The following is a 20,081-nucleotide window of genomic DNA, read 5'->3' as shown; positions in this document are numbered from 1 at the left end:
CGGTGGGTGTCGCATAGTTCAGTTTAGCCGACGGCTGTCTGCGGAACAGCCGGGCCGCGCCGGGGCGGGTAGGCTGAAGAGGCATCATCCGGCGGCCTCCCTCGACGAGGCTTCCGGCCGAAAGTCGTGCCCGCGAACCCCACCTGGAGACACCTGCCGTGCAGCTCACCGGACTTCTTTCCGCCCTGTCCGAGACCCCCTGGAGCGAGCGGCTGCGGGGGCGCGCGGCCCAGTCCTCCTCGGACTCGCTCGCCGTCTCCGCGCCCTCGGGCCTGTGGCCGGCCCTCCTCGCGCAGATGGCTCAGTCGAGCGGCCGCCTCGTCGTTGCCATCACAGCCACGGGCAGGGAGGCCGACGACGTGGCCGCCGCCCTGGCCGCCTTCCTCCCGGAGGAGCAGATCGCGGTGTTCCCGAGCTGGGAGACGCTGCCGCACGAGAGGCTCTCGCCGCGCTCGGACACGGTGGGCCAGCGCCTCTCGCTCCTGCGCCGCCTCGCGCACCCGGAGACGAGCCCGGCCCCGCTGGCGGTGCTCGTCGTGCCGACGCGCGCGCTCGTGCAGCCCCTCGTCGCAGGCCTCGGGGACCTCGCCCCGGTCGAGTTGGCCGTGGGGAGCGAGCCCGGCCTCGAATCGGTTGTCGCGGCGCTGCACGCGGCGGCGTACGCCCGGGCGGACATCGTGACCCGGCGCGGCGAGTACGCCGTCCGCGGCGGCATCGTCGACGTCTTCCCGCCCACCCTCGCCCACCCCGTCCGCGTGGACTTCTTCGGGGACGAGATCGAGTCCATCCGCGAGTTCGCCGTCGCCGACCAGCGCACCATCTCCGATGCGGCGCCGCACGAGACGGTCGTCGCCCCGCCCTGCCGGGAGCTCCTCATCACACCCGGCGTCATGTCCCGCGCGGCCAAGCTCAAGGACTCGATGCCCGTGGCGGAGGGCATGCTCGAGAAGATCGCGGGCGGCATCGCGGTCGAGGGCATGGAGTCCCTCGCGCCACTCCTCGTGGACTCGATGGTGCCCCTGGTCCGCGAGCTGCCCAAGGGCAGCCTCATCACCCTCCTCGAGCCCGAGCGCGTTCGCACCCGCGCCCACGACCTCGAGTCCACCAACGCGGACTTCCTCGCGGCCGCGTGGGCGAGCGCGAGCAACGAGAAGAACGCGCCCCTCGACCTCACGCAGGCCCAGGAGGCCGGGGCGGCGGATGCCGCCGAGCGCCTCGCAGCGGGGGACTTCCGCTCGCTGGAGGAGACGCGGGAGGCCGCGCTCGCGGCCGGCCACCGGTGGTGGAGCATCGGCACGTTCGAGCTGGACGAGGAGGCGGCCACAGACGTGGACATCGTCTCGACGGGCGCGCGGGAGCCGGCCGCCTACCGGGGCAACGTCGGCGAGATGACCGAGTTCGTCGGCGGCAGGATCCGCGAGCAGTGGCGCGTCGTCGTCGCGACCCAGGGACCCGGCCCCGCGCAGAGGCTTGCCGAGCTCTTTCACGAGGCGGAGATTCCGGCCGCCCGGGTCGAGAACCTCGCCGAGCGCCCGGAGCCGGGGATCATCGAGATCACAACCGCCCCGGCGGGGCGCGGCTTCGTCCTCGACGCCGAGAAGCTGGCGCTCCTGACGGAGGCGGACCTGCTGGGCCGCACGAGTCCGCGGTCCACGAAGGACGGGCGGAGCATGCCCGCCCGGCGCCGGCGCAACCCCGTGGACCCGCTCCAGCTTTCGCAGGGGGACTACGTGGTCCACGAGCAGCATGGCGTGGGCCAGTTCGTCGAGCTCATCCAGCGCACCCAAGGCTCGGGGCAGAGCGCGACGACGCGCGAATACCTCGTCCTTGAATACGCCTCGAGCAAGCGGGGCGCCCCGAAGGACCGCCTGTTCGTCCCCACGGACCAGCTCGACCAGGTCTCCAAGTATGTCGGCGGGGAGACGCCCCAGCTCTCCAAGATGGGCGGCGCGGACTGGGCGTCCACCAAGTCTCGCGCGCGCAAGGCCGTCAAGGAGATCGCCGGGCAGCTCATCCGCCTCTACTCGGCGCGCATGGCGTCCAAGGGGCACGCGTTCGCCCCGGATACCCCGTGGCAGAAGGAGCTCGAGGAGGCGTTCCCGTACGTCGAGACGCCCGACCAGCTGACGACCATCAACGAGGTCAAGGCCGACATGGAGAAGCCCATCCCCATGGACCGCCTCATCTCCGGCGACGTCGGCTACGGCAAGACGGAGATCGCCGTCCGCGCCGCCTTCAAGGCCGTCCAGGACGGCAAGCAGGTGGCGGTCCTCGTGCCGACGACGCTGCTGGCGCAACAGCACTTCGAGACGTTCTCGGAGCGATTCGCAGGCTTCCCCGTCCGCGTCCGGGCCCTCTCCCGCTTCCAGAGCGCCAAGGAGTCCAAGGAGACGATCGCCCAGGTCAAGCAGGGGCAGGTCGATGTCCTCGTGGGCACGCACCGCATTCTGTCCAAGGAGGTCCAGTTCAAGGACCTCGGCCTCGTCATCATCGACGAGGAGCAGAGGTTCGGTGTGGAGCACAAGGAGGAGCTCAAGAAGATGCGCACGAACGTGGACGTCCTCGCGATGTCCGCGACCCCGATCCCGCGCACGCTCGAGATGTCGATGACCGGCATCCGCGAGACGTCCACTCTCGCGACCCCGCCGGAGGAGCGCCACCCGGTGCTCACGTACGTGGGGCCCTACACAAACCAGCAGGTGACGGCCGCGATCCGGCGCGAGCTCATGCGCGAGGGCCAGGTGTTCTTCGTCCACAACCGCGTCTCGACGATCGACAAGGTGGCTTCAGACCTGCGCGAGATGATCCCCGACGCGCGCGTGGAGGTCGCGCACGGCCAGATGAGCGAGGCGAGGCTCGAGCAGCTGATCGTGGACTTCTGGGAGAAGCGCTTCGACGTGCTCGTGTGCACGACGATCATCGAGACCGGCCTGGACATCTCCAACGCCAACACGCTCATCATCGACCGCGCGGACTCCTTCGGCCTCTCGCAGCTTCACCAGCTGCGCGGGCGCGTGGGGCGCGGGCGGGAGCGTGCGTACGCGTACTTCCTCTACCCGGCGGAGAAGCCGCTCGGGGAGCTCGCGCTGGAGCGCCTGCGGGCGGTGGCCTCCCACAATGAGCTCGGCGCGGGCATGCAGCTGGCCATGAAGGACCTCGAGATCCGGGGCGCGGGCAACCTCTTGGGCGGCGAGCAGTCGGGCCACATCGCCGGCGTCGGCTTCGACCTGTACCTCCGTCTCGTCGGCGAGGCCGTCGCGGACTTCCGGGGCGAGGAGGAGGCCACGACGAAGGAGGTCAAGATCGAGCTCCCCGTCAACGCGCATCTGCCGCACGAGTACGTGCCCGGCGAGCGCCTCCGCCTCGAGGCGTACCGGAAGCTCGCGGCCGCCACGTCAGACGAGGAGATCGACGACGTGGCCGCGGAGCTCGAGGACCGCTACGGAGCAATGCCCGAGCCGGTGCAGACCCTCCTCGCGGTGGCCCGGTTCCGCGTCAAGGCCGCGGCGCTCGGCGTGACCGAGGTGATGAGCCTCGGCAACAACATCAAGTTCGCGCCGGGTGACCTGCCGGAGTCCCGGATGCTGCGCTTGGGCCGCCTCTACCCGGGGGCGGCGTACAAGCCGGCGCTCGGGGCGATCATGGTGCCGCGCCCCAAGACGGCGCGGATCGGGGGGCGGGATCTCGTCGATGCGCCGCTGCTCGAGTGGGCGCACCAGTTCGTCGAGGCCATCTACGGGGCCTGACGCAAGGCGCGAGGGCACGGGAAGGCCCGCAGCGGCCGTCGGGGAGGCGGGGCTGCGGGCCTTCTTTGTCTGCTCTCTGGCATCTGGAGGCCGGGGGACGAGAGAGCCGACGACGGCCACGCGGGAGTGAGCCCGGTCCCCACCGTGGGCTCAGTCCTGCTAGGCCGCTCTCGGGGGTGGGGGAGAGGCCCCGAGAGTCGGAAGGGCAGGGCTGCGGGTCCCGTGCGGCGGGCGCCGGGAGGGTGAGCCGTGCCCGAGGCTCTGACTCCACCATAAAGAAGATAGGAAGCCAATGCAAATATGAGTGTTGCGGCTGGTGCCTGCGGGGCGTGAATGTCGCATGGCACAGAAAGGGCCCCGTGCTCTGTAGTGCACGGGGCCTTTCGGGGCGGCTGCCTTGCGTGGGGCTCGGTCCGCGAGTGGGCTGCCTCAGGGGGCGACGTGGCCCCCGGGCAGTCCTCGACGTGGCTAGCGGCGGGCGTCGCGGCTCGAGGAGCGCGACATGGCCATCGGCACCACGTACGCCAGGCTCACGAGGGCGATGCAGGCGACGAATGGCCAGATGACGCCGAAGTCGGCGTACTGGAGGACGAAGAACCCGGCCAGCAGGATCGCGAGCAGCACGGCGAAGATGACGATATTTCCGACGAGGTTGCCCTCGCCAGAGTGGGATCGGAGGGTGGGCTGAGCCATGGGACAGGTCCTTGTCGGTGGGGGCCGGGGTCCCGGTCAGTCTACCTACAGATCGTCTGCCGTGCAGGGGGCGCGGAAACGCGGCCCCTGCCCCATAGGGGACCTATTTAATAGGACGACGACGACGTGCCGCCGGACACGATCGCGATGCCCGAGCTTACCCCGAGCCGCGTGGCTCCGGCCTCGACCAGAGCGAGCGCGTCCTCACGGCTGCGCACGCCGCCGGAGGCCTTGACCCCCATGTCCGGGCCCACGGTGCGCCGCATGAGCTCCACGTCGGCGACCGTCGCGCCGCCGCCGTTGAACCCCGTCGAGGTCTTCACGAAGTCTGCCCCGGCCTCCTGGGCCGCCTCGCACGCGAGGACCTTGGCCTCGTCCTCGAGCAGGGCCGTCTCGATGATGACCTTGAGCAGGCCCCCGTGTGCGTGGACCGCAGTCGCCACGCCGCGGATGTCCTCGACGAGCGCCGCCCGGTCCCCGCGGCGGGCCGCCGCGATGTCGATGACCATGTCGATCTCGTTGGCCCCGTCCTCGAGCGCGCCTTCCGCCTCGAAGGCCTTGACGCGCGTGGGGGTGGCGCCGAGCGGGAAGCCCACAACCGTGCAGGTGGCGACCTCAGAGCCCGCGAGGGCCTCCGCCACGGTGCGAGTCCAGATCGGGTTGACGCACACGGAGAAGAACCCGTGCTCGCGGGCCTCGGCGCACACGCGCTCGATGTCCTCACGGGCAGCGTCCGGCTTGAGGAGCGTGTGGTCGATCAGGCGGGCGAGGTCCGTGGGGGCGGCGTTCATGAGTGTGGGGTCCTTCCGTGGAGCGGGTGCAGTGGTCTGTGGTGGGTCAGCCCGTGCTGGGCTCGGCCTAGAGGGCGAAGGCCGCGGCGAGGTCGGCGCGCACGGCCTCGACGCGGCGGGCGGCCTCCGCCTTCGCCTCGACGAGCGCCGCCGGGTTCGCGACGGGCACGACGGCCTCGATGTACGCCTTGAGCTTGGGCTCCGTGCCGGACGGGCGGACGATCACGCGCGTGCCGTCCTCTGTGAGGAAGAGCAGGCCATCAGTCGGGGGCAGCCCCGCGTAGCCCGCGGCGAGGTCGCTTGACTCCGCCACGGGGGAGCCGCCGAGAGAGGCCGGGCCGGCCGTGCGCAGGCGCTCCATGATCGGGGCCACGTCGGAGATCGCCGCCACGCGGATCGAGAGCTGGTTCGTCAGGTGCACGCCGAACTCTGCCGCGAGGTCGTCCAGCACGTCGAAGAGGGTCCGCCCCTCCGCCTTGAGGGCCGCCGCCACGTGAGCGATGGCCAGGCCGGCCGTGATCCCGTCCTTGTCTCGGACGAGCTCGGGAGTCACGAGGTAGCCGATCGCCTCCTCGTACCCGAACCGGAGGCCGCCCTCGCGGGCGATCCACTTGAAACCGGTCAGCGTGGCCGCGTGGCGCACGCCGCGGGCGGCGGCCATGGCCCCAAGGAGCCTCGAGGAGACGATGGAGTTCGCCACGAGCGCATCGGCGTCGTCGGAGTCACACCGCTCGAGGGCCCAGGCGCCGAGGACCGCGCCGAGCTCATCCCCGCGGAGCATGCGCCATGCGCCGAGCTCCGGGTCGACGGCGGCGACAGCGCAGCGGTCCGCGTCCGGGTCGTTCGCGATGACGAGGTCCGCGTCCTCCCGCTCGGCCGTCTTGAGGGCCAGGTCGATCGCCCCCGGCTCCTCCGGGTTGGGGAAGGCGACGGTGGGGAAGTCCGGGTCCGGCTCGTGCTGCTCCGCCACGGGGGTCACGTGGGCGTACCCCGCGCGGTTCAGGAGGTCGACGAGGGGCCGGCCGCCGACGCCGTGCATGGCCGTCGTGACGATCCGCAGGCTGCCCGTGGCGGGGCCGAGCGTCTCGAGCGCGGCGCTCAGGTAGCGCTCGCGGACGTCGTCGCCCAGGATCTCCCAGCCGGACTCCGCGACGGGAATGCGGTTGGCGGGCTCGGAGTGGTCGATGGCCGCGGCGATCGCAGCGTCGAACGGCGGCACGATCTGCGCCCCCTGGCCGGGGCCCGTGACGACCCTCCCGCCGAGGTAGACCTTGTAGCCGTTGTCCTCCGGCGGGTTGTGGCTCGCGGTCACCATGATGCCCGCGTCCGCGCCGGACTCTCGGAGGGCATAGGCCAGTATGGGCGTCGGCAGGGGCTCCGGCAAGAGGACGACGACGTGGCCTGCGGCAACGAGGACCGCGGCCGACTCGCGGGCGAAGTCCTCGGACCGGTGCCGCGCGTCAAAGCCGATGACAATCCGGGCGGGTCCCTCGAACGCGCCGGAGGCCGCCTGCTCGGTGAGGAAGCGCCCGAGGCCCGCGGCCGTCTGCCGGACGACGGCGACGTTCATCCGCGCCGTGCCGGGGCCGATCGGCGCCCGCAGGCCGGCCGTGCCGAAGGCGAGGTTCCCCGCGAAGGCCGACTCCAGCTCGGCGAGAGCGGCGGGCTCCCCGGCCTGGGCCGCCTTGATGAGGGCGGCCAGGGCCTCGGCGGAGGTCGCGTCTGGGTCTGCGGACAGCCACGCTCGCGCGCGGTCCAGGACGGTCAGTGCGGGCATGGGGCTGCCTTTCGTTCGGGGCCTCGGCGAGGGTGCAGTGGTGCGGGTCCTCGGCTCGCCGTGCAGGGGCACGGCGGGCGCTCGGCCTGGGGTCAGAGTGCGGCGATGATGTCCGCGAGGAGGCGGGAGATGCGCGGGCCCGCCTCCCGGCCGGCCTCGATGACCTCGCCGTGGTCGAGCGCCGCGTCCGTGCTGCCCGCCGCGAGGTTCGTCACGAGGGACATCGCGAAGACCTCCATGCCGGCGTGACGCGCGGCGATGGCCTCGAGGGCCGTGGACATGCCGACGAGGTCCGCGCCGATCGTCCGCAAGTAGCGGATCTCCGCGGGCGTCTCGTAGTGGGGGCCCGGGAGCTGCGCGTAGGTGCCGTCCGGCAGGGACGGGTCCACGCCGCGGGCCACCTCGGCGACGCGGGGAGAGTAGAGGTCCGTCAGGTCGACGAACGTGGCGCCCTCCAGGGGAGAGGCGGCCGTCAGGTTGAGGTGGTCCGAGACGATGACCGGCGTTCCGGGGCCCCACTCGCGGCGGAGCGATCCGCAGCCGTTCGTGAGGATCATCGTCTTCACGCCCGCGGCGGCGGCCGTGCGCACGCCGTGGACAACACTGCGGACGCCCCGGCCCTCATAGAAGTGGGTCCGGGCCCCGAGCACGAGCACCCGCTGCCCCGCCGGCGTCACGACCGAGCGGATGGTGCCAACGTGCCCGGGCACGCTGGGGGCATGGAAGCCCGGGATGTCCGCGGCGGAGAGGGTGTGAGTGGTCTCCCCGATGAGCTCGGCCGCCTCCCCCCAGCCCGATCCGAGGGTGAGCGCGATGTCGTGGCGTTCAACGCCCGTCAGCTCGGCGATGCGACGCGCGGCCTCATGAGCCTGCGCGAAGCCTGGGTGGTCCTGTTCCTCATGCACGCTCCCAGAGTAGCGCGTGCACCCTGACCCGCTGCTGGGAGAGAATAGGACGTGCACGCACCCCCGGCCGCCCCCGCGGCCCCTGACTCACGGAAGGGACAGCCAGACTCGGATGATTCTCGCTTTTGCCTCCGCCCTCTGCCAGCTCTTCCTCGCCGGGGTCTTCGTGGCCTCCGGCGTGGGCAAGCTCCGCAACCGCAGCTCCGTCCCCGAGGCGGTCAAAGCCCTCGGGCTGCCCCCGCAGCTCGGCACAGGGCCCGCAGGCCGCGCCTTCCCCTGGCTCGAGCTCGTCCTCGCCGCCGCACTGCTGCTCATGTGGGGCCCGCTCGGCCTCATCCCCGTGGCCGCGGCGGGACTGCTCTGCCTCGGATTCACCGTCCTCGTCGGCCGCGCCGTGGCCTCCGGCACCACCGCCTCGTGCAACTGCTTCGGGGCCAAGGGGGCGCCCATGTCCCGCCTCACGGTCCTGCGCAACGGGGCCCTGACGCTGACGGCCACCGCCGCGCTCGCGGGGCGGATCGCAGGCGGCCCCTCCCTCGACACCCTCCTCCGCGAGGGGGCGGTGGCCGGTGCCGCGGCCCTCGTCGTCGTCGGCTGCGCCCTCTGGTTCCTGGCGCGGGACTCCGCGCCGGCAGCGGAAGCCGCCGCCCCCGCCCAGGAGCCCGCCTCCGCCTACCCCGTCCTGCCAGAGCTCGAGGCGGAAGATGAGGAATACCGCCGGCGCCCCTCGCCAGCGGTGCAGCTCACGGGGATCGGCCCCAACGCGGGGGAGACGCTCCTCACCACCGAGCTGGTCCGTGAGGGGCCCGCCGTGGTCCTCTACGTCTCGCCGTACTGCGGCTCCTGCACGGCCGTCCTCGAGCGCGGCGACGAGATCACCGCCGCCCTTCCCGGCGTGTCCGTCCTCTTCCTCTTCTCCGCGGCGCACGAAGACGTCCCGGACGAGTGGGAGGAGCCCGGGCTGCCGCTCTACCGGGACACGCACGACGCCTTCGCCGGCCTCCTCGGCATCACGTACACGACCCCCGCGCTCGTCCTCCTCGGCACCGACGGGCTCCTCGCCGCAGGCCCCGAATTCGGGGTAGATTCCATCATGGACACCGTCCGCGAGATCGCGGAGGTCCTCGAAGAAGCCCGACAGCAGCAGGACACCGACCAGCCTCGTCAGGAAGCAGACAACCAGTGAGCACGCCCCGCACGCAAGCACCCCGCAGCCTCGTCATCGTGGGCGGTGGCCCCGGCGGGTACGAGGCCGCCCACGTGGCACGCGCCCTCGGAGCCGACGTCACCATCGTGGAGCGCCAGGGCCTCGGCGGCTCCGCCGTCCTCACCGACGTGGTCCCGTCCAAGACCCTCATCGCCTCGGCCGACGTCATGACGCGCATCAACGCCGCCCGCAACCTCGGCGTCAAGGTCGGCAACTCGCCCATCGGCGTCAACCACGTCGTGGCTGACCTGGGCAAGGTCCACGAGCGCCTTCTCAAGCTCGCCAAGACCCAGTCCCGCGACATCCGCGCCGGCCTCGAGAGCGCCGGCGTCCGCGTCGTCGACGGCACGGGCCGCCTCGACGGCCAGGGCGCCGTGGTCGTCGGAGAGGGGGACGACGCCGAGCGCATCCCCGCCGACGCCATTCTCGTGGCCGTCGGCGCACACCCGCGCGAGCTGCCCACCGCCGTCCCGGACGGCGAGCGGATCTTCACGTGGACCCAGATCTACAACCTGAAGAGGATTCCGGAGCACCTCATCGTCGTCGGCTCGGGCGTCACGGGCGCGGAGTTCGCCTCCGCGTACAACGGGCTCGGCGCCAAGGTCACGCTCATCTCGAGCCGGGACCGCGTGCTTCCGGGCGAGGACGCGGACGCGGCCGAGGTTCTCGAGTCGGCGTTCGAGGCGGCCGGCATGAACGTCGTCGCCCAATCCCGCGCGCAGTCCGTGGAGCGGACGGAGGAGGGCGTGCGCGTGACGCTCTCGACCGGCGAGACCATCGACGGCAGCCACTGCCTCCTCGCCGTGGGGTCCATCCCCAACACGGCGGACATTGGGCTCGAGGAGGCCGGGGTCGAGCTGACGGAGAGCGGGCACATCGTCGTGGACGCCGTCTCCCGCACGTCCGCGCCCGGCGTCTACGCGGCCGGCGACTGCACGGGCGTGTTCCCGCTGGCCTCCGTGGCCGCCATGCAGGGGCGCATCGCGGTCTCCCACTTCCTCGGGGACTCGGTCCAGACGCTCAAACTGCACCGCGTGGCATCCAACATCTTCACGGCGCCGGAGATCGCGTCCGTGGGCGTGAGCGAGGCCGACGTCGAGGCCGGCAAGTTCCAGGCCGACGTCTACAAGATCCCGCTGACGACCAACGCGCGGGCCAAGATGATGGACGTGACCGCCGGGTTCGTGAAGATCCTGGCGCGGAAGGACTCGGGCTCGGTCATCGGCGGAGTGGTCGTCGGACCGCGCGCCTCCGAGCTCATCTACCCGCTGGCGCTCGCGGTCAACAACAAGCTGCACGTCGACGACGTCGCGAACACCATCACCGTGTACCCCTCGCTGAGCGGGTCCATTGCGGAGGCCGCCCGCCGCCTCCACAACCGCGAATACGAGTAGGCCGCGCCCCTTTCTGGGTTTGCCCCCGGTTCTGGCATTTGCCCTCCGCATTGCGCGGGGCATACGCCAGAATCGGGGGCATTCGCGTTTTCGGGGGCGAACCGGAGCGCCGGCGCGGGGCAGGTCAGGCGGTGCGGGACGAGTCCCCACGGCGCCCGGCCAAGCGCACGGCCGGCGGGGCGGGCAGCTCCTCCAGGGCCTGCGTGGCGTTGGAGATGAGCAGGTCCAGCTGCTCGGTCAGGAACTCATGGTCCACGTCCGCGTCCACCGTGAAGAACGCCCGCTCCAGGCCGGGCCACGCCTCATTGATGAGGCCGAGGCCCTCGTCGGTGAGGGACGCCACCACCGAGCGCGGGGACTCCGGGTTCCGCTCCACGGAGACGAGGCCCCGCTCAACGAGCGGCGCGATCCTCTGCGTGATGGACGGCCGCGAGACGCCCAACGCGTCCGCGATGACGTGCTGCGGGGACGGCCCCTTGGTCCGCAGAATCAGCAGGACGAGGAACGAGGAGTACCGCAGCCCGTGGTGCGACTCGAGGTACGTGTCCGCCACATGCGTAATGAGCTGGGTTGCGCGCCCCAGCTTGTAAAAGGTGCTGTCCTTGAACTCCACAGTCCCCACCCTAGGCGAGGGCCCCGCCGCATCCCCGGAATGACGCGGCAGGGGCGGCCCCGTGCCGCGGCGGCACCCCCGCGGGGACCCAGCCCGCGAGGCGCCGACCAGGGCCTCGGGCCCCGGGCTAGGTCTGGCCAGGCGGCCCCGTCCTGGCTGAATCCGGGGAACGCGCCCCAGGAGACTTAGGTATGGTCGCCTCCATGAACAGCGCCGCGCCGAAGATCCGCTTCGAGAACGTCAGCGTCAGCTACGGAGGCGCCGAGCCTGCCGTGCGCAACGTGAGCCTCGACATCCCGGAGGGCTCGTTCACGGTCTTCGTGGGCCCGTCCGGCTGCGGCAAGACCACGAGCCTGCGCCTCATCAACCGCATGGTCCTGCCCTCGGAGGGCCGTGTCCTCCTCAACGGCCGGGACGTCAAGGAGGGCCCCGCCCACGAGCTGCGCCGGGGGATCGGCTATGTCATGCAGTCGGCGGGCCTTCTCCCGCACCGCACGGTCCTGCGCAACATCATGACGGTCCCCGCCCTCGAGGGCCGCGCCGACAAGAACCGGGCCATGGAGCTCATGGAGCTCGTGGGCCTCGACGCGGGGCTTGCGAAGCGCTATCCGGCGGAACTCTCGGGCGGCCAGCAGCAGCGCGTGGGCGTGGCGCGGGCGCTCGCGGCGGACCCGGAGGTGGTCCTCATGGACGAGCCGTTCTCCGCGATCGACCCCGTAGTCCGCGCCGATCTCCAGCGCGAGGTCCTCCGCCTTCAGCGAGAGCTCAAGAAGACCTTCGTCATGGTCACCCACGACATCGACGAGGCGGTCCTCCTCGGCACCCGCATCGCGGTGTTCGGCCCGGGCGGGCGCCTGGCTCAGACGGCCACCCCGTACGAGCTCCTGACCCAGCCGGCGGATGACTTCGTCGCCGGCTTCGTTGGCCGGGACCGCGGGTTCCGCGCCTTGGGCTACGTGGGGGCGGAGCGGCTGGACACCCTTCCGCTGGCCGCGGACCCTGAGTGGGTCCTGCAGGTGGACGACGACGGCCGGCCGCGGGGGTGGACCGGTTCGGACGGCGTGACCCACGCCGGCGGGACGCTCTATGTGCAGGGGGACTCGCTTCGGCAGGCCCTCGACGCGGCGTTGTCCTCGCCGTCAGGCCTCGGCGTCGTCGTCGATGCCCAGGGGCGCGCGGTCTCACTCGTGGCGCCGAGCGCCGTGCTCGCCGCGATGGACGCCAAGTAGGCGGCATGAGCTGGTTCCTTGAGAATCTCGGGCCGCTGCTGCGGCTGACGATGATGCACGCCTATCAGGCCCTGGTCCCCTTGGCGGTCGGGTTTGTCATCGCCCTGCTGCTGGGGCGCCTCGCCGCCGGGAGTCCGCGCCTGCGGCCCTTCATCCTCGGCCTGGGCTCGGTGTTGTTCACCATTCCGTCCCTGGCACTATTCGTGGTGCTTCCGCTCATCCTGGGCACGAAGATCCTCGACGTGGCGAACGTTCTCGTGGCGCTGACGATCTACGCCGTGGCGCTCCTCGTGCAGACGAGCACGAGCGCGTTCATGTCGCTTGAGCGCGCCCCGCTCGAGGCCGCGGACGCCATGGGGTACACGCCGCTGCGGCGGTTCCTCGGCGTGGAGCTCCCGCTTGCCGTGCCCGTGCTCATCGCCGGGGCCCGGGTGGTCTCGGTGAGCAGCATCGCGGGCGTGAGCGTCGGCGCGCTCATCGGCGTCCCGAACCTCGGATACCTGTTCAAGGACGGGCTGTCCAAGGACTTCCCGGCGGAGATCGTCGTGGGCCTCGTCCTGACGGTGGCGCTGGCCCTCGTCGTCGACCTCCTTCTTCTTGGCCTTGAACGCGCCCTGACCCCGTGGAAGGCGGCGAAGCGATGACCGAGCTCCTTCACCTGGCGGCGCCCCTCGCCGCAGAGTCCATCGGGGGCCTGGTCAAGGCCTTCCTCGCGGACCCGCTGACCTGGCGAGGAGAGGCGGGAATCCCGAACCGCCTCCTCGAGCACATCGGCTACTCGCTCGCGGCGCTCGCCATTGCGGCGGGGATCGCCCTTCCGATCGGCCTCGCTGTGGGCCACACCGGGCGCGGCAGGTTCGTTGTGGTCGCGCTGTCCGGCATGCTCCGGGCGGTGCCGACGCTCGGTGTGCTGACGCTTCTTGCCCTGCTCGCGGGGCTCGGGCTTGTCCCGGCCTACGCGGCGCTCGTCATCCTCGCGGTGCCGCCCATTCTCGCGGCGACGGCGACGGGCGTGGCCGGCGTCGAACCCCTGACCGTCGACGCGGCCCGCGCCCAGGGCATGACCGGATCCCAGGTTCTCTGGGGCGTGGAGGTGCCGCTCGCGGCGCCGGTGATCGGGGCGGGGCTGCGCAGCGCGCTCCTCCAGATCGTCGCCACGGTGCCGATCATCGCGATCCTGCCGCTCGGCGGGCTGGGCCGGTTCGTCATCGACGGCCTCCAACAGAACGACTACGCCCAGGTGGTGGTCGGCGCCGTCGTCGTCGCCCTCCTCGCCCTGGTGCTCGACCTCGCGGCCGCCGGTATTCTCAAGCTCATAGAGCGCAGAATCCGGCCCGTGCGCCAACCCTGAGCCGCTGAAGGCCCACCTTCCCACGAACTGAGGAACGCCATGAACGAGTCTCGCCCCATCCCTTCCCCTCGCCGCCGTCCGTCCCGCCGGGGCGTCATCGCCAGCACCGCACTCGTGGCGGCCCTCGCGCTGGCCGGCTGCTCGTCCGACAACCCCCTGGATGCCCAGACGGACACGTCCACGAAGGCGGACGGCAGCACGATCACCGTCGGCGCCGCCGACTTCCCGGAGTCCGAGGTCATCGCCAACCTCTACGCCGGAGCCCTCAAGGAGAGCGGCTTCCAGGTCAACGTCAAGGCCGGAATCGGCTCCCGCGAGGTCTACGTCAAGGCCATCCAGGACGGCTCCGTGGACGTGGTCCCGGACTACAACGGCAACCTCCTGTCCTACTTCAAGCCGAAGTCCACCGAGAAGACGAGCGCCGAGGTGACCAAGGCGCTCCAGAGCGCCACCCCTGAGGGCCTCACCGTCCTCCCGGCCGCCCAGGCGGAGGACACCGACTCGCTCGTCGTCACGGCCGTCACCGCCGAGAAGTACAAGCTCGCGAGCATCGAGGACCTGGCCAAGGTCTGCGACCAGCTGACCCTCGGCGCTCCCGCCGAGTTCGCGAAGCGCGAGGGCGGCCTGCCCGGCCTCAAGTCCGTCTACGGCTGCGAGTTCAAGAGCTTCAAGCCCATTGCGGACGGCGGCGGCCCGCTCACCGTCAAGGCCCTGACCTCGGACGACGTTCAGGTGGCCGACATCTTCTCCACCTCGCCCGCCATCGAGGACAACGGACTCGTGACCCTGGAGGACACGAAGAACAACTGGGCGTCCCAGCAGGTCGTCCCGCTCGGCCGCACCGCCAAGCTCGACGACAAGGCCAAGGCCGCCATCGCCAAGGTGCAGTCCAAGCTGACCACCGCCGACCTCGTGGCCCTCAACCGCAAGGTCTCCGGAACCAACAAGGTCGAGCCCTCGGCGGCTGCGAACCAGTGGCTCAAGGAGAAGGGCATCGTCAAATAGGCGTGTGATGCGCGCTAATCTTGGGGGAAGCCCGGCGTTTGCGGGGCTTTCCCCAGGGAAGAGGAGCCATGGCCACGTACAGCCAGTCCAGGAAGCTCGCGAACGTCCTCTATGACATCCGCGGACCGGTGCTCGGCGCCGCCCAGCGCATGGAGAACGAGGGCCACCGGATCATCAAGCTGAACATCGGCAACACCGCCCCGTTCGGCTTCGAGGCCCCGGACGCCGTGCTCGTGGACATGATCAAGAACCTGCCCACGGCGCAGGGCTACTCTGACGCGCGCGGCATCTACTCCGCGCGGACGGCCGTCTCCCAGCACTACCAGTCCCGGGGCATCCAGACCATCGGGGTCGAGGACGTGTGGATCGGCAACGGCGTCTCGGAGCTCATCACGCTCTCCCTCATGGCCTTCCTCAACGGCGGGGACGAGGTCCTCGTGCCCACCCCGGACTACCCCCTGTGGACGGCGTCCGTGGCGCTGGCTGGCGGAACCCCGGTCCACTACCTCTGCGACGAGGAGGACGGCTGGCAGCCGGACCTCGAGGACCTCGAGGCCAAGATCACGCCCCGCACCAAGGGCATCGTCATCATCAACCCCAACAACCCGACGGGCGCGGTCTACGGGAAGCAGACGCTCGAGCGCATGGCGGAGCTGGCCCGCAAGTACGGGCTCGTCCTCTTCTCGGACGAGATCTACGAGAAGATCCTCTACGACGGCAACGAGCACATCCACACCGCCGCCATCGCGGGCGACGACGTCCTGACGCTCACGTTCTCGGGGCTCTCCAAGGCGTACCGTGTCTGCGGGTTCCGCGCCGGCTGGATGGCCATCACGGGCCCCAAGCGGGCGGCCGCGGACTTCATCGAGGGCATCAACCTCCTCGCCAACATGCGCCTGTGCCCCAACGTGCCCGCGCAGCACGCCATCCAGACGGCCCTCGGCGGGTACCAGTCCATCAACGACCTCATCCTGCCGGGTGGGCGCCTCCTGGAGCAGCGGGACCTCGCGTACCGGATGCTCAACGACATCCCGGGCGTCTCCACGGAGCAGGCCCACGGGGCGCTCTACCTCTTCCCGAAGCTGGACCCGGAGGCGTTCCCCATCGAGAACGACGAGCAGTTCGCGCTCGACCTCCTCAAGCAGCAGAAGATCCTCATCAGTCACGGAACCGCGTTCAACTGGGTGCGCCCCGACCACTTCCGCCTCGTCTTCCTCCCCGAGGACAAGCTCCTCACGGAGGCCGTGGGGCGCATCGCCGAGTTCCTCTCCACGTACACCCCCCGGCCCGCCACCGCGCGGACCGGTTCCTGAAAGGCCATCATGCCCACGTCCTCCCTCCCCAAAGCCGTCCGCAAGGCTCGCCGCGAGGCCGCCGTCGAGCACCTTGAGGAGCTCAATGACGAGCTCGCCGAGAAGCGCAAGGCCGTCAAGAAGGCGGCCAAGGAGGCCGCAAAGTCCAAGCCGTCCGCTCTCCTCGTGGACGTCGTCGCCGGGGAGGGGCCGGCTGGAGTGAAGGTCGACGACGGGGCCGTTGACCTCTCCGCCGTCAGCCCGGATTCCACGCCCGGGTTCGAGGGGTCCAAGAAGGACGCCGCCGTGGCGCTGGCCCTGGGGGAGCGGGTCCTGTCCGAGCTCCAGGACCGCCTGTACGCCCAGAGCCGCGCGGACGCCGCCACCGGGTCCGTGCTGCTCGTGCTCCAGGGCATGGACACGTCCGGCAAGGGCGGGATCGTCCGGCACGTGGTCGGCGCCATGGACCCGCAGGGGGTGCGGATCACGGGCTTCAAGGCGCCGACGGACGAGGAGAAGAAGCACGACTTCCTCTGGCGCATCAAGCCGCACCTCCCCGCGCCGGGGCAGATCGCCGTCTTCGACCGCTCCCACTACGAGGACGTCCTCATCCACCGCGTCCGCGGCTGGGCCGCCGAGGCCGAGATCAAGCGCCGCTACGAGGCCATCAACGCGTTCGAGGCCGAGGCCGCCGCGCAGGGCACGCGCATCATCAAGGTCATGCTCCACATCTCCCACGAGGAGCAGGGCGAGCGCCTCCTTGAGCGCCTCAACCGGCCCGAGAAGCACTGGAAGTACAACGCTGGGGACATCGACGAGCGCAAGCTCTGGGACGACTACCAGGACGCCTACGCCAAGGCCATTGAGGCCACGAGCTCGCCCGAGGCGCCCTGGCACGTGGTCCCGGCCAACCACAAGTGGTACGCGCGGCTCGCCGTGGCGGACCTGCTCATCGCGGCGCTGCGGGACATCGACCCGGTCTGGCCCAAGACGAGCCTCAACGTGGGCGCCGAGCGCGCCCGCCTCGCAGCCACGCGCGACTGACCTGCGTCAGGTGCTCTGCCTCTCTCCCTCACGTTGAGCGTTCCTCTCCCTCTCATTGAGCGTTCCTCCCCCTCTCGTTGCGCGTTCCTCCCCCTCTCGTTGCGCGGCGATTTCCGCACGCGCGGGAGCGACTTCTTGGTTGAAACTCGCCGCGGAACGGAACGAGAGGCACGTTCCCATGACGACAGAGCGGATATCATCGAGGGATGACTGACGCGGGGCACCGGGAGCCGGCACGAGGCGGGGCTGCCTCGCGTTCCCGGGGGATCCCGCCCGCGTACTGGGCGGCCCTCGTCCTCGGAGCCACGGCGGCGCAGTTCGTGTCTCAGGCCAACGACTTCATCCTCGTCGGGGCCCTCGGCGCATCGGCCCGGGACGTGGGCACGGCCAACGCCATCGAGATGCTGCCGTACCTGCTGCTCTCGATCCCCTTGGGGAGCCTGCTCGTGCGCTGGCGGTCCTCGACGGTCAGGTCCGTGGCGTCCGTGGCTGATGCGCTCCTCATCGCGGTGCTCCTGGCCGCCGCGTCCTTCGGCACCCTGACCGTCCCCCTCATCTGGGCCGTCTCCGCCCTCGCGGGCATCGTGGCGGTCGCCCAGGACAACGCGTCCTCCTCCCTCGTGGGTCGCCTCTTCGCGGCCGACGACGTCCCCCGCGTCGCGGCCCGGTCCTCAGCCGTGAAGCAGACCTGCGGGATCGCTCTCCCCGCCGCCGCCGGACTCGTCCTCCACGCGGCCGGGGCCGTGCCGCTCTTGTGGGTCGGCGTGCTCTGCTGTCTCGGTGCCGCCGCGGCGGCCCTGCGCCTGCGGGCCTCCGAGCCGCGGCCGGGAACGGCGGCCGAGCCCACGGGGCGCCCCGCCCGCTCAACCCGGGACCTGGGCCTGTCCTTCGACCTGATCGGCCTCGTCGTCGCCGCCGGCGCAGGGGGAGGCGTGCTCGGCGCGGTGGCCGCCGAGCGGTTCATCGCCCGTTGGGGGCACGAAGGCATCCGCCAGTGGGCGCCGCTCGTCCTGGCCGTGGGCGTGGGCGTCGCCTGGCTGGCCCCCGCTGGACCGGGCCTCGCGTTCTGGCTCATGGCGTCCCACGCGTTCGTGTACGGCGCGGCGATGAGCGTCTTCAACGTCTCGCTCTTCTCCTGGGTGAGCGAGTACTTCGAGGCCGCCGTGCTGCCGAAGGTGTTCGGCGCCCTGCAGACCGTGGGGCTCGGGTCGGTGCCGCTGGGCGCGCTCGTGGGCGGGTTCGCCGGAGACGCGCTCGGCGGGCGAGCGACGATCCTCATCTGGCTCGCCACCGTGCTGGCGCTGCTCCCGCTCGCGGCGCTGCTGCGTTGCCGAACTGCATAAGGCACCCCACGGCTGGGCCCGGCTGCCGGCTTCGTGGGGAAGGCCGCCGGACGGAGGGGACTCGTTTCGGGGCCTACTCGGGCTGCTGAGCCGCGCGGGCGGCGTCGAGGCGGCCCTTGATGCCGTCGAGCAGCGCCTCGCACCGGGCCGCGAGGACCTCGCCGCGCTCCCACAGGGCGATGGACTCTTCGAGCGGGGCGCCGCCCGTCTCCAGCTTGGTCACCACGGAGACGAGCTCGTCCCGGGCCTCCTCATAGCTGAGCGAGTCGATGTCGGCGAAGTCTGGGCTGCTCGTGGTCTGGTTCTGCTCGGTCTGGTTCTCTGCGTTCATGGGGTGTCCTTCGGGGTGTCGGTGGTCTGTGCGGCGGCCGCGTCGTCGTCATGAGGGGAGGGCGGGGAGCCCTCCGCGCCCGTGACGCTCGCGAGCACCCGGCCGCGCGCCAGGAGGACGCGGATCTCGTCCCCGGGCGCAAGGTCCGCGGCGTCCGTCACGACGGCCGAGCCCTTCTGGACGACCGCGTACCCGCGGTTCAGCGTGTGCTGCGGCGAGAGGGAGCGGACCCGAGCCAGCGTGTGCTCCACGTGGGTCGCCTCCCGGTCCACGCGCAGGTCCATGGTGCGGCGCAGGCGCTCCACGGTCAGGGTGAGGCGCTCGCGCTGGGTCTCGGCGATGGTCTCGGGGCGCAGGAGCGCGGGGCGCGAGCGCAGCCCCGCGATCCTCTCCCGCTCCCGCTCAATCCGCATGGTCACGGCGCGCGTCAGGGTGTAGCGGGCCGCGGCGAGGCGCTCCCGCTCTTCGGCGATGTCCGGCACAATCCGCTTCGCCGCGTCCGTGGGGGTCGAGGCGCGCAGGTCCGCGACGTCGTCGAGCACGGGCCGGTCCGCCTCGTGCCCGATGGCGCTGACAACCGGGGTGCGGGCCGCCGCCACCGCGCGGACGAGGGACTCGTCGCTGAACGGCAGCAGGTCCTCGAGGGCGCCGCCGCCGCGAGCGATGACGATGACGTCCACCGCATCCATCGCGTCCAGCTCGGCGAGGGCCTCCATGACCTCGGGGACGGCCCGCGTGCCCTGCACGGCGACGTTCCGGATTTCGAACTGGACCGCGGGCCAGCGGAGGGTCGCATTGCGCAGCACGTCCTTCTCCGCGTCCGAGTTCCGGCCCGTGATGAGGCCGATCCGCCCCGGCAGCGCGGGCAGCGGGCGCTTGCGGTCCGGCCGGAACAGGCCCTCGTCCGCAAGGCTCCGCCGCAGCTGCTCGATCCGCGCCAGGAGGTCACCCAGACCAACCGGCCGGATGCCCGTCACGTTCATGCTGAGACGGCCCGTCTTGAGCCACATCTGGGGGCGGATCTCCGCGACGACCCGCGCGCCCACCTCGATGCCCGGCGCGCTCGTGTTGGCCTGGTTGCCCCAGGCGCTCGCGGGCAGAGAGACTTCCTCGTCCGCATCCCGGAGCACCATGAACGTGTTCTGGCCGCGGCGGTTGAGCTCCACGAGCTGCCCCTCCACCCAGGCCCGGGGCGCGCGCTCGACATGCGTCTTGAGCTTCGAGGCGAAAACCCGCACAGGCCAGGGCCGCTCCGGGGTGGTCTCCCCGGCGGTGGCCGGGGGCGGGGCCGTCTCGTCTGAAGTCATGCCTCCATCTAATCCGATCCGCGGCCGTTTCGGGCGAACGTCGCGGACATTGT

The 20,081-nt window shown here is 71.4% G+C and carries 17 protein-coding genes; 10 read left to right on the top strand and 7 right to left on the bottom strand.

The annotated features are described in order from the left end of the window. Window positions 1-158 precede the first annotated feature (158 nt). The gene (mfd, locus tag J2S35_RS02640) at window positions 159-3,746 is read left to right on the top strand and encodes a transcription-repair coupling factor (RefSeq protein WP_309849525.1); all 3,588 of its coding nucleotides are present in this window, start codon (window positions 159-161) and stop codon (window positions 3,744-3,746) included. Between the two features lie 468 nt (window positions 3,747-4,214). Here mfd and J2S35_RS02635 read toward each other — a convergent pair whose 3' ends face one another. The 4 genes from J2S35_RS02635 to J2S35_RS02620 all read right to left on the bottom strand — a co-directional run bounded on the left by J2S35_RS02635 (window position 4,215) and on the right by J2S35_RS02620 (window position 7,912). Further along, window positions 4,215-4,439 carry a hypothetical protein gene (locus J2S35_RS02635; protein ID WP_309849524.1) on the bottom strand — a complete coding sequence of 75 codons (225 nt, stop codon included), beginning with the start codon at window positions 4,437-4,439 and terminating at the stop codon, window positions 4,215-4,217. A 107-nt stretch (window positions 4,440-4,546) separates the two neighbouring features. Beyond that, window positions 4,547-5,230 (bottom strand): deoxyribose-phosphate aldolase, encoded by a 684-nt coding sequence (deoC, locus tag J2S35_RS02630; RefSeq protein WP_309849522.1) that lies wholly within the window; start codon window positions 5,228-5,230, stop codon window positions 4,547-4,549. 67 nt (window positions 5,231-5,297) lie between these two features. Next, entirely contained in the window at window positions 5,298-7,007 is a 1,710-nt protein-coding gene (locus J2S35_RS02625; RefSeq protein ID WP_309849519.1) for a phospho-sugar mutase, read from the bottom strand. Window positions 7,008-7,099: 92 nt separating this feature from the next. Beyond that, window positions 7,100-7,912: a purine-nucleoside phosphorylase gene (locus tag J2S35_RS02620; RefSeq protein ID WP_309849516.1), complete on the bottom strand. Its 813-nt coding sequence runs from the start codon at window positions 7,910-7,912 to the stop codon at window positions 7,100-7,102. Between the two features lie 112 nt (window positions 7,913-8,024). Here J2S35_RS02620 and J2S35_RS02615 point away from each other — a divergent pair, with 112 nt between their 5' ends. Next, complete coding sequence (locus J2S35_RS02615; protein WP_309849514.1) at window positions 8,025-9,098, top strand: MauE/DoxX family redox-associated membrane protein; 1,074 nt, start codon at window positions 8,025-8,027, stop codon at window positions 9,096-9,098. Further along, on the top strand, window positions 9,095-10,513 hold the full coding sequence (locus tag J2S35_RS02610) for an NAD(P)H-quinone dehydrogenase (RefSeq protein ID WP_309849512.1): 1,419 nt from the start codon (window positions 9,095-9,097) through the stop codon (window positions 10,511-10,513). The genes J2S35_RS02615 and J2S35_RS02610 overlap by 4 nt, the downstream gene beginning before the upstream one ends. Before the next feature lie 124 nt (window positions 10,514-10,637). Here J2S35_RS02610 and J2S35_RS02605 read toward each other — a convergent pair whose 3' ends face one another. After that, on the bottom strand, window positions 10,638-11,126 hold the full coding sequence (locus J2S35_RS02605; RefSeq protein ID WP_309849510.1) for a MarR family winged helix-turn-helix transcriptional regulator: 489 nt from the start codon (window positions 11,124-11,126) through the stop codon (window positions 10,638-10,640). Window positions 11,127-11,329: 203 nt separating this feature from the next. On the opposite strand from J2S35_RS02605, the gene J2S35_RS02600 reads away from it, so the two are divergent. The 7 genes from J2S35_RS02600 to J2S35_RS02570 all read left to right on the top strand — a co-directional run bounded on the left by J2S35_RS02600 (window position 11,330) and on the right by J2S35_RS02570 (window position 18,390). Continuing rightward, the gene (locus J2S35_RS02600; RefSeq protein WP_309849509.1) at window positions 11,330-12,355 is read left to right on the top strand and encodes an ABC transporter ATP-binding protein; all 1,026 of its coding nucleotides are present in this window, start codon (window positions 11,330-11,332) and stop codon (window positions 12,353-12,355) included. Between the two features lie 5 nt (window positions 12,356-12,360). Next, window positions 12,361-12,999, top strand: a complete 639-nt coding sequence (locus J2S35_RS02595; protein WP_309849508.1) for an ABC transporter permease — start codon at window positions 12,361-12,363, stop codon at window positions 12,997-12,999. Further along, window positions 12,996-13,706: an ABC transporter permease gene (locus tag J2S35_RS02590; protein ID WP_309849507.1), complete on the top strand. Its 711-nt coding sequence runs from the start codon at window positions 12,996-12,998 to the stop codon at window positions 13,704-13,706. Before J2S35_RS02595 ends, J2S35_RS02590 begins: the two co-directional genes overlap by 4 nt. 39 nt (window positions 13,707-13,745) lie before the next feature. Next, the gene (locus tag J2S35_RS02585) at window positions 13,746-14,711 is read left to right on the top strand and encodes an ABC transporter substrate-binding protein (RefSeq protein WP_309849506.1); all 966 of its coding nucleotides are present in this window, start codon (window positions 13,746-13,748) and stop codon (window positions 14,709-14,711) included. Window positions 14,712-14,779: 68 nt separating this feature from the next. Further along, window positions 14,780-16,024: a pyridoxal phosphate-dependent aminotransferase gene (locus J2S35_RS02580; RefSeq protein ID WP_309849504.1), complete on the top strand. Its 1,245-nt coding sequence runs from the start codon at window positions 14,780-14,782 to the stop codon at window positions 16,022-16,024. A gap of 9 nt (window positions 16,025-16,033) precedes the next feature. Beyond that, window positions 16,034-17,047 carry a PPK2 family polyphosphate kinase gene (locus tag J2S35_RS02575; RefSeq protein WP_309849502.1) on the top strand — a complete coding sequence of 338 codons (1,014 nt, stop codon included), beginning with the start codon at window positions 16,034-16,036 and terminating at the stop codon, window positions 17,045-17,047. A 206-nt stretch (window positions 17,048-17,253) separates the two neighbouring features. Further along, window positions 17,254-18,390 carry an MFS transporter gene (locus tag J2S35_RS02570; protein ID WP_309849501.1) on the top strand — a complete coding sequence of 379 codons (1,137 nt, stop codon included), beginning with the start codon at window positions 17,254-17,256 and terminating at the stop codon, window positions 18,388-18,390. Window positions 18,391-18,463: 73 nt separating this feature from the next. On the opposite strand, the gene J2S35_RS02565 is transcribed toward J2S35_RS02570, so the two are convergent. Continuing rightward, on the bottom strand, window positions 18,464-18,721 hold the full coding sequence (locus tag J2S35_RS02565) for an exodeoxyribonuclease VII small subunit (RefSeq protein WP_309849499.1): 258 nt from the start codon (window positions 18,719-18,721) through the stop codon (window positions 18,464-18,466). Continuing rightward, window positions 18,718-20,028 (bottom strand): exodeoxyribonuclease VII large subunit, encoded by a 1,311-nt coding sequence (gene xseA, locus J2S35_RS02560; RefSeq protein ID WP_309849497.1) that lies wholly within the window; start codon window positions 20,026-20,028, stop codon window positions 18,718-18,720. The genes J2S35_RS02565 and xseA overlap by 4 nt, the downstream gene beginning before the upstream one ends. Window positions 20,029-20,081 lie beyond the last annotated feature (53 nt).

The sequence above is a fragment of the Falsarthrobacter nasiphocae genome, from assembly GCF_031456275.1.
In the GTDB taxonomy this organism is placed as follows: domain Bacteria; phylum Actinomycetota; class Actinomycetes; order Actinomycetales; family Micrococcaceae; genus Falsarthrobacter; species Falsarthrobacter nasiphocae.
Note: the sequence above shows the minus strand (reverse complement) of the source record. Positions and strands in the feature narration are given on the sequence as shown.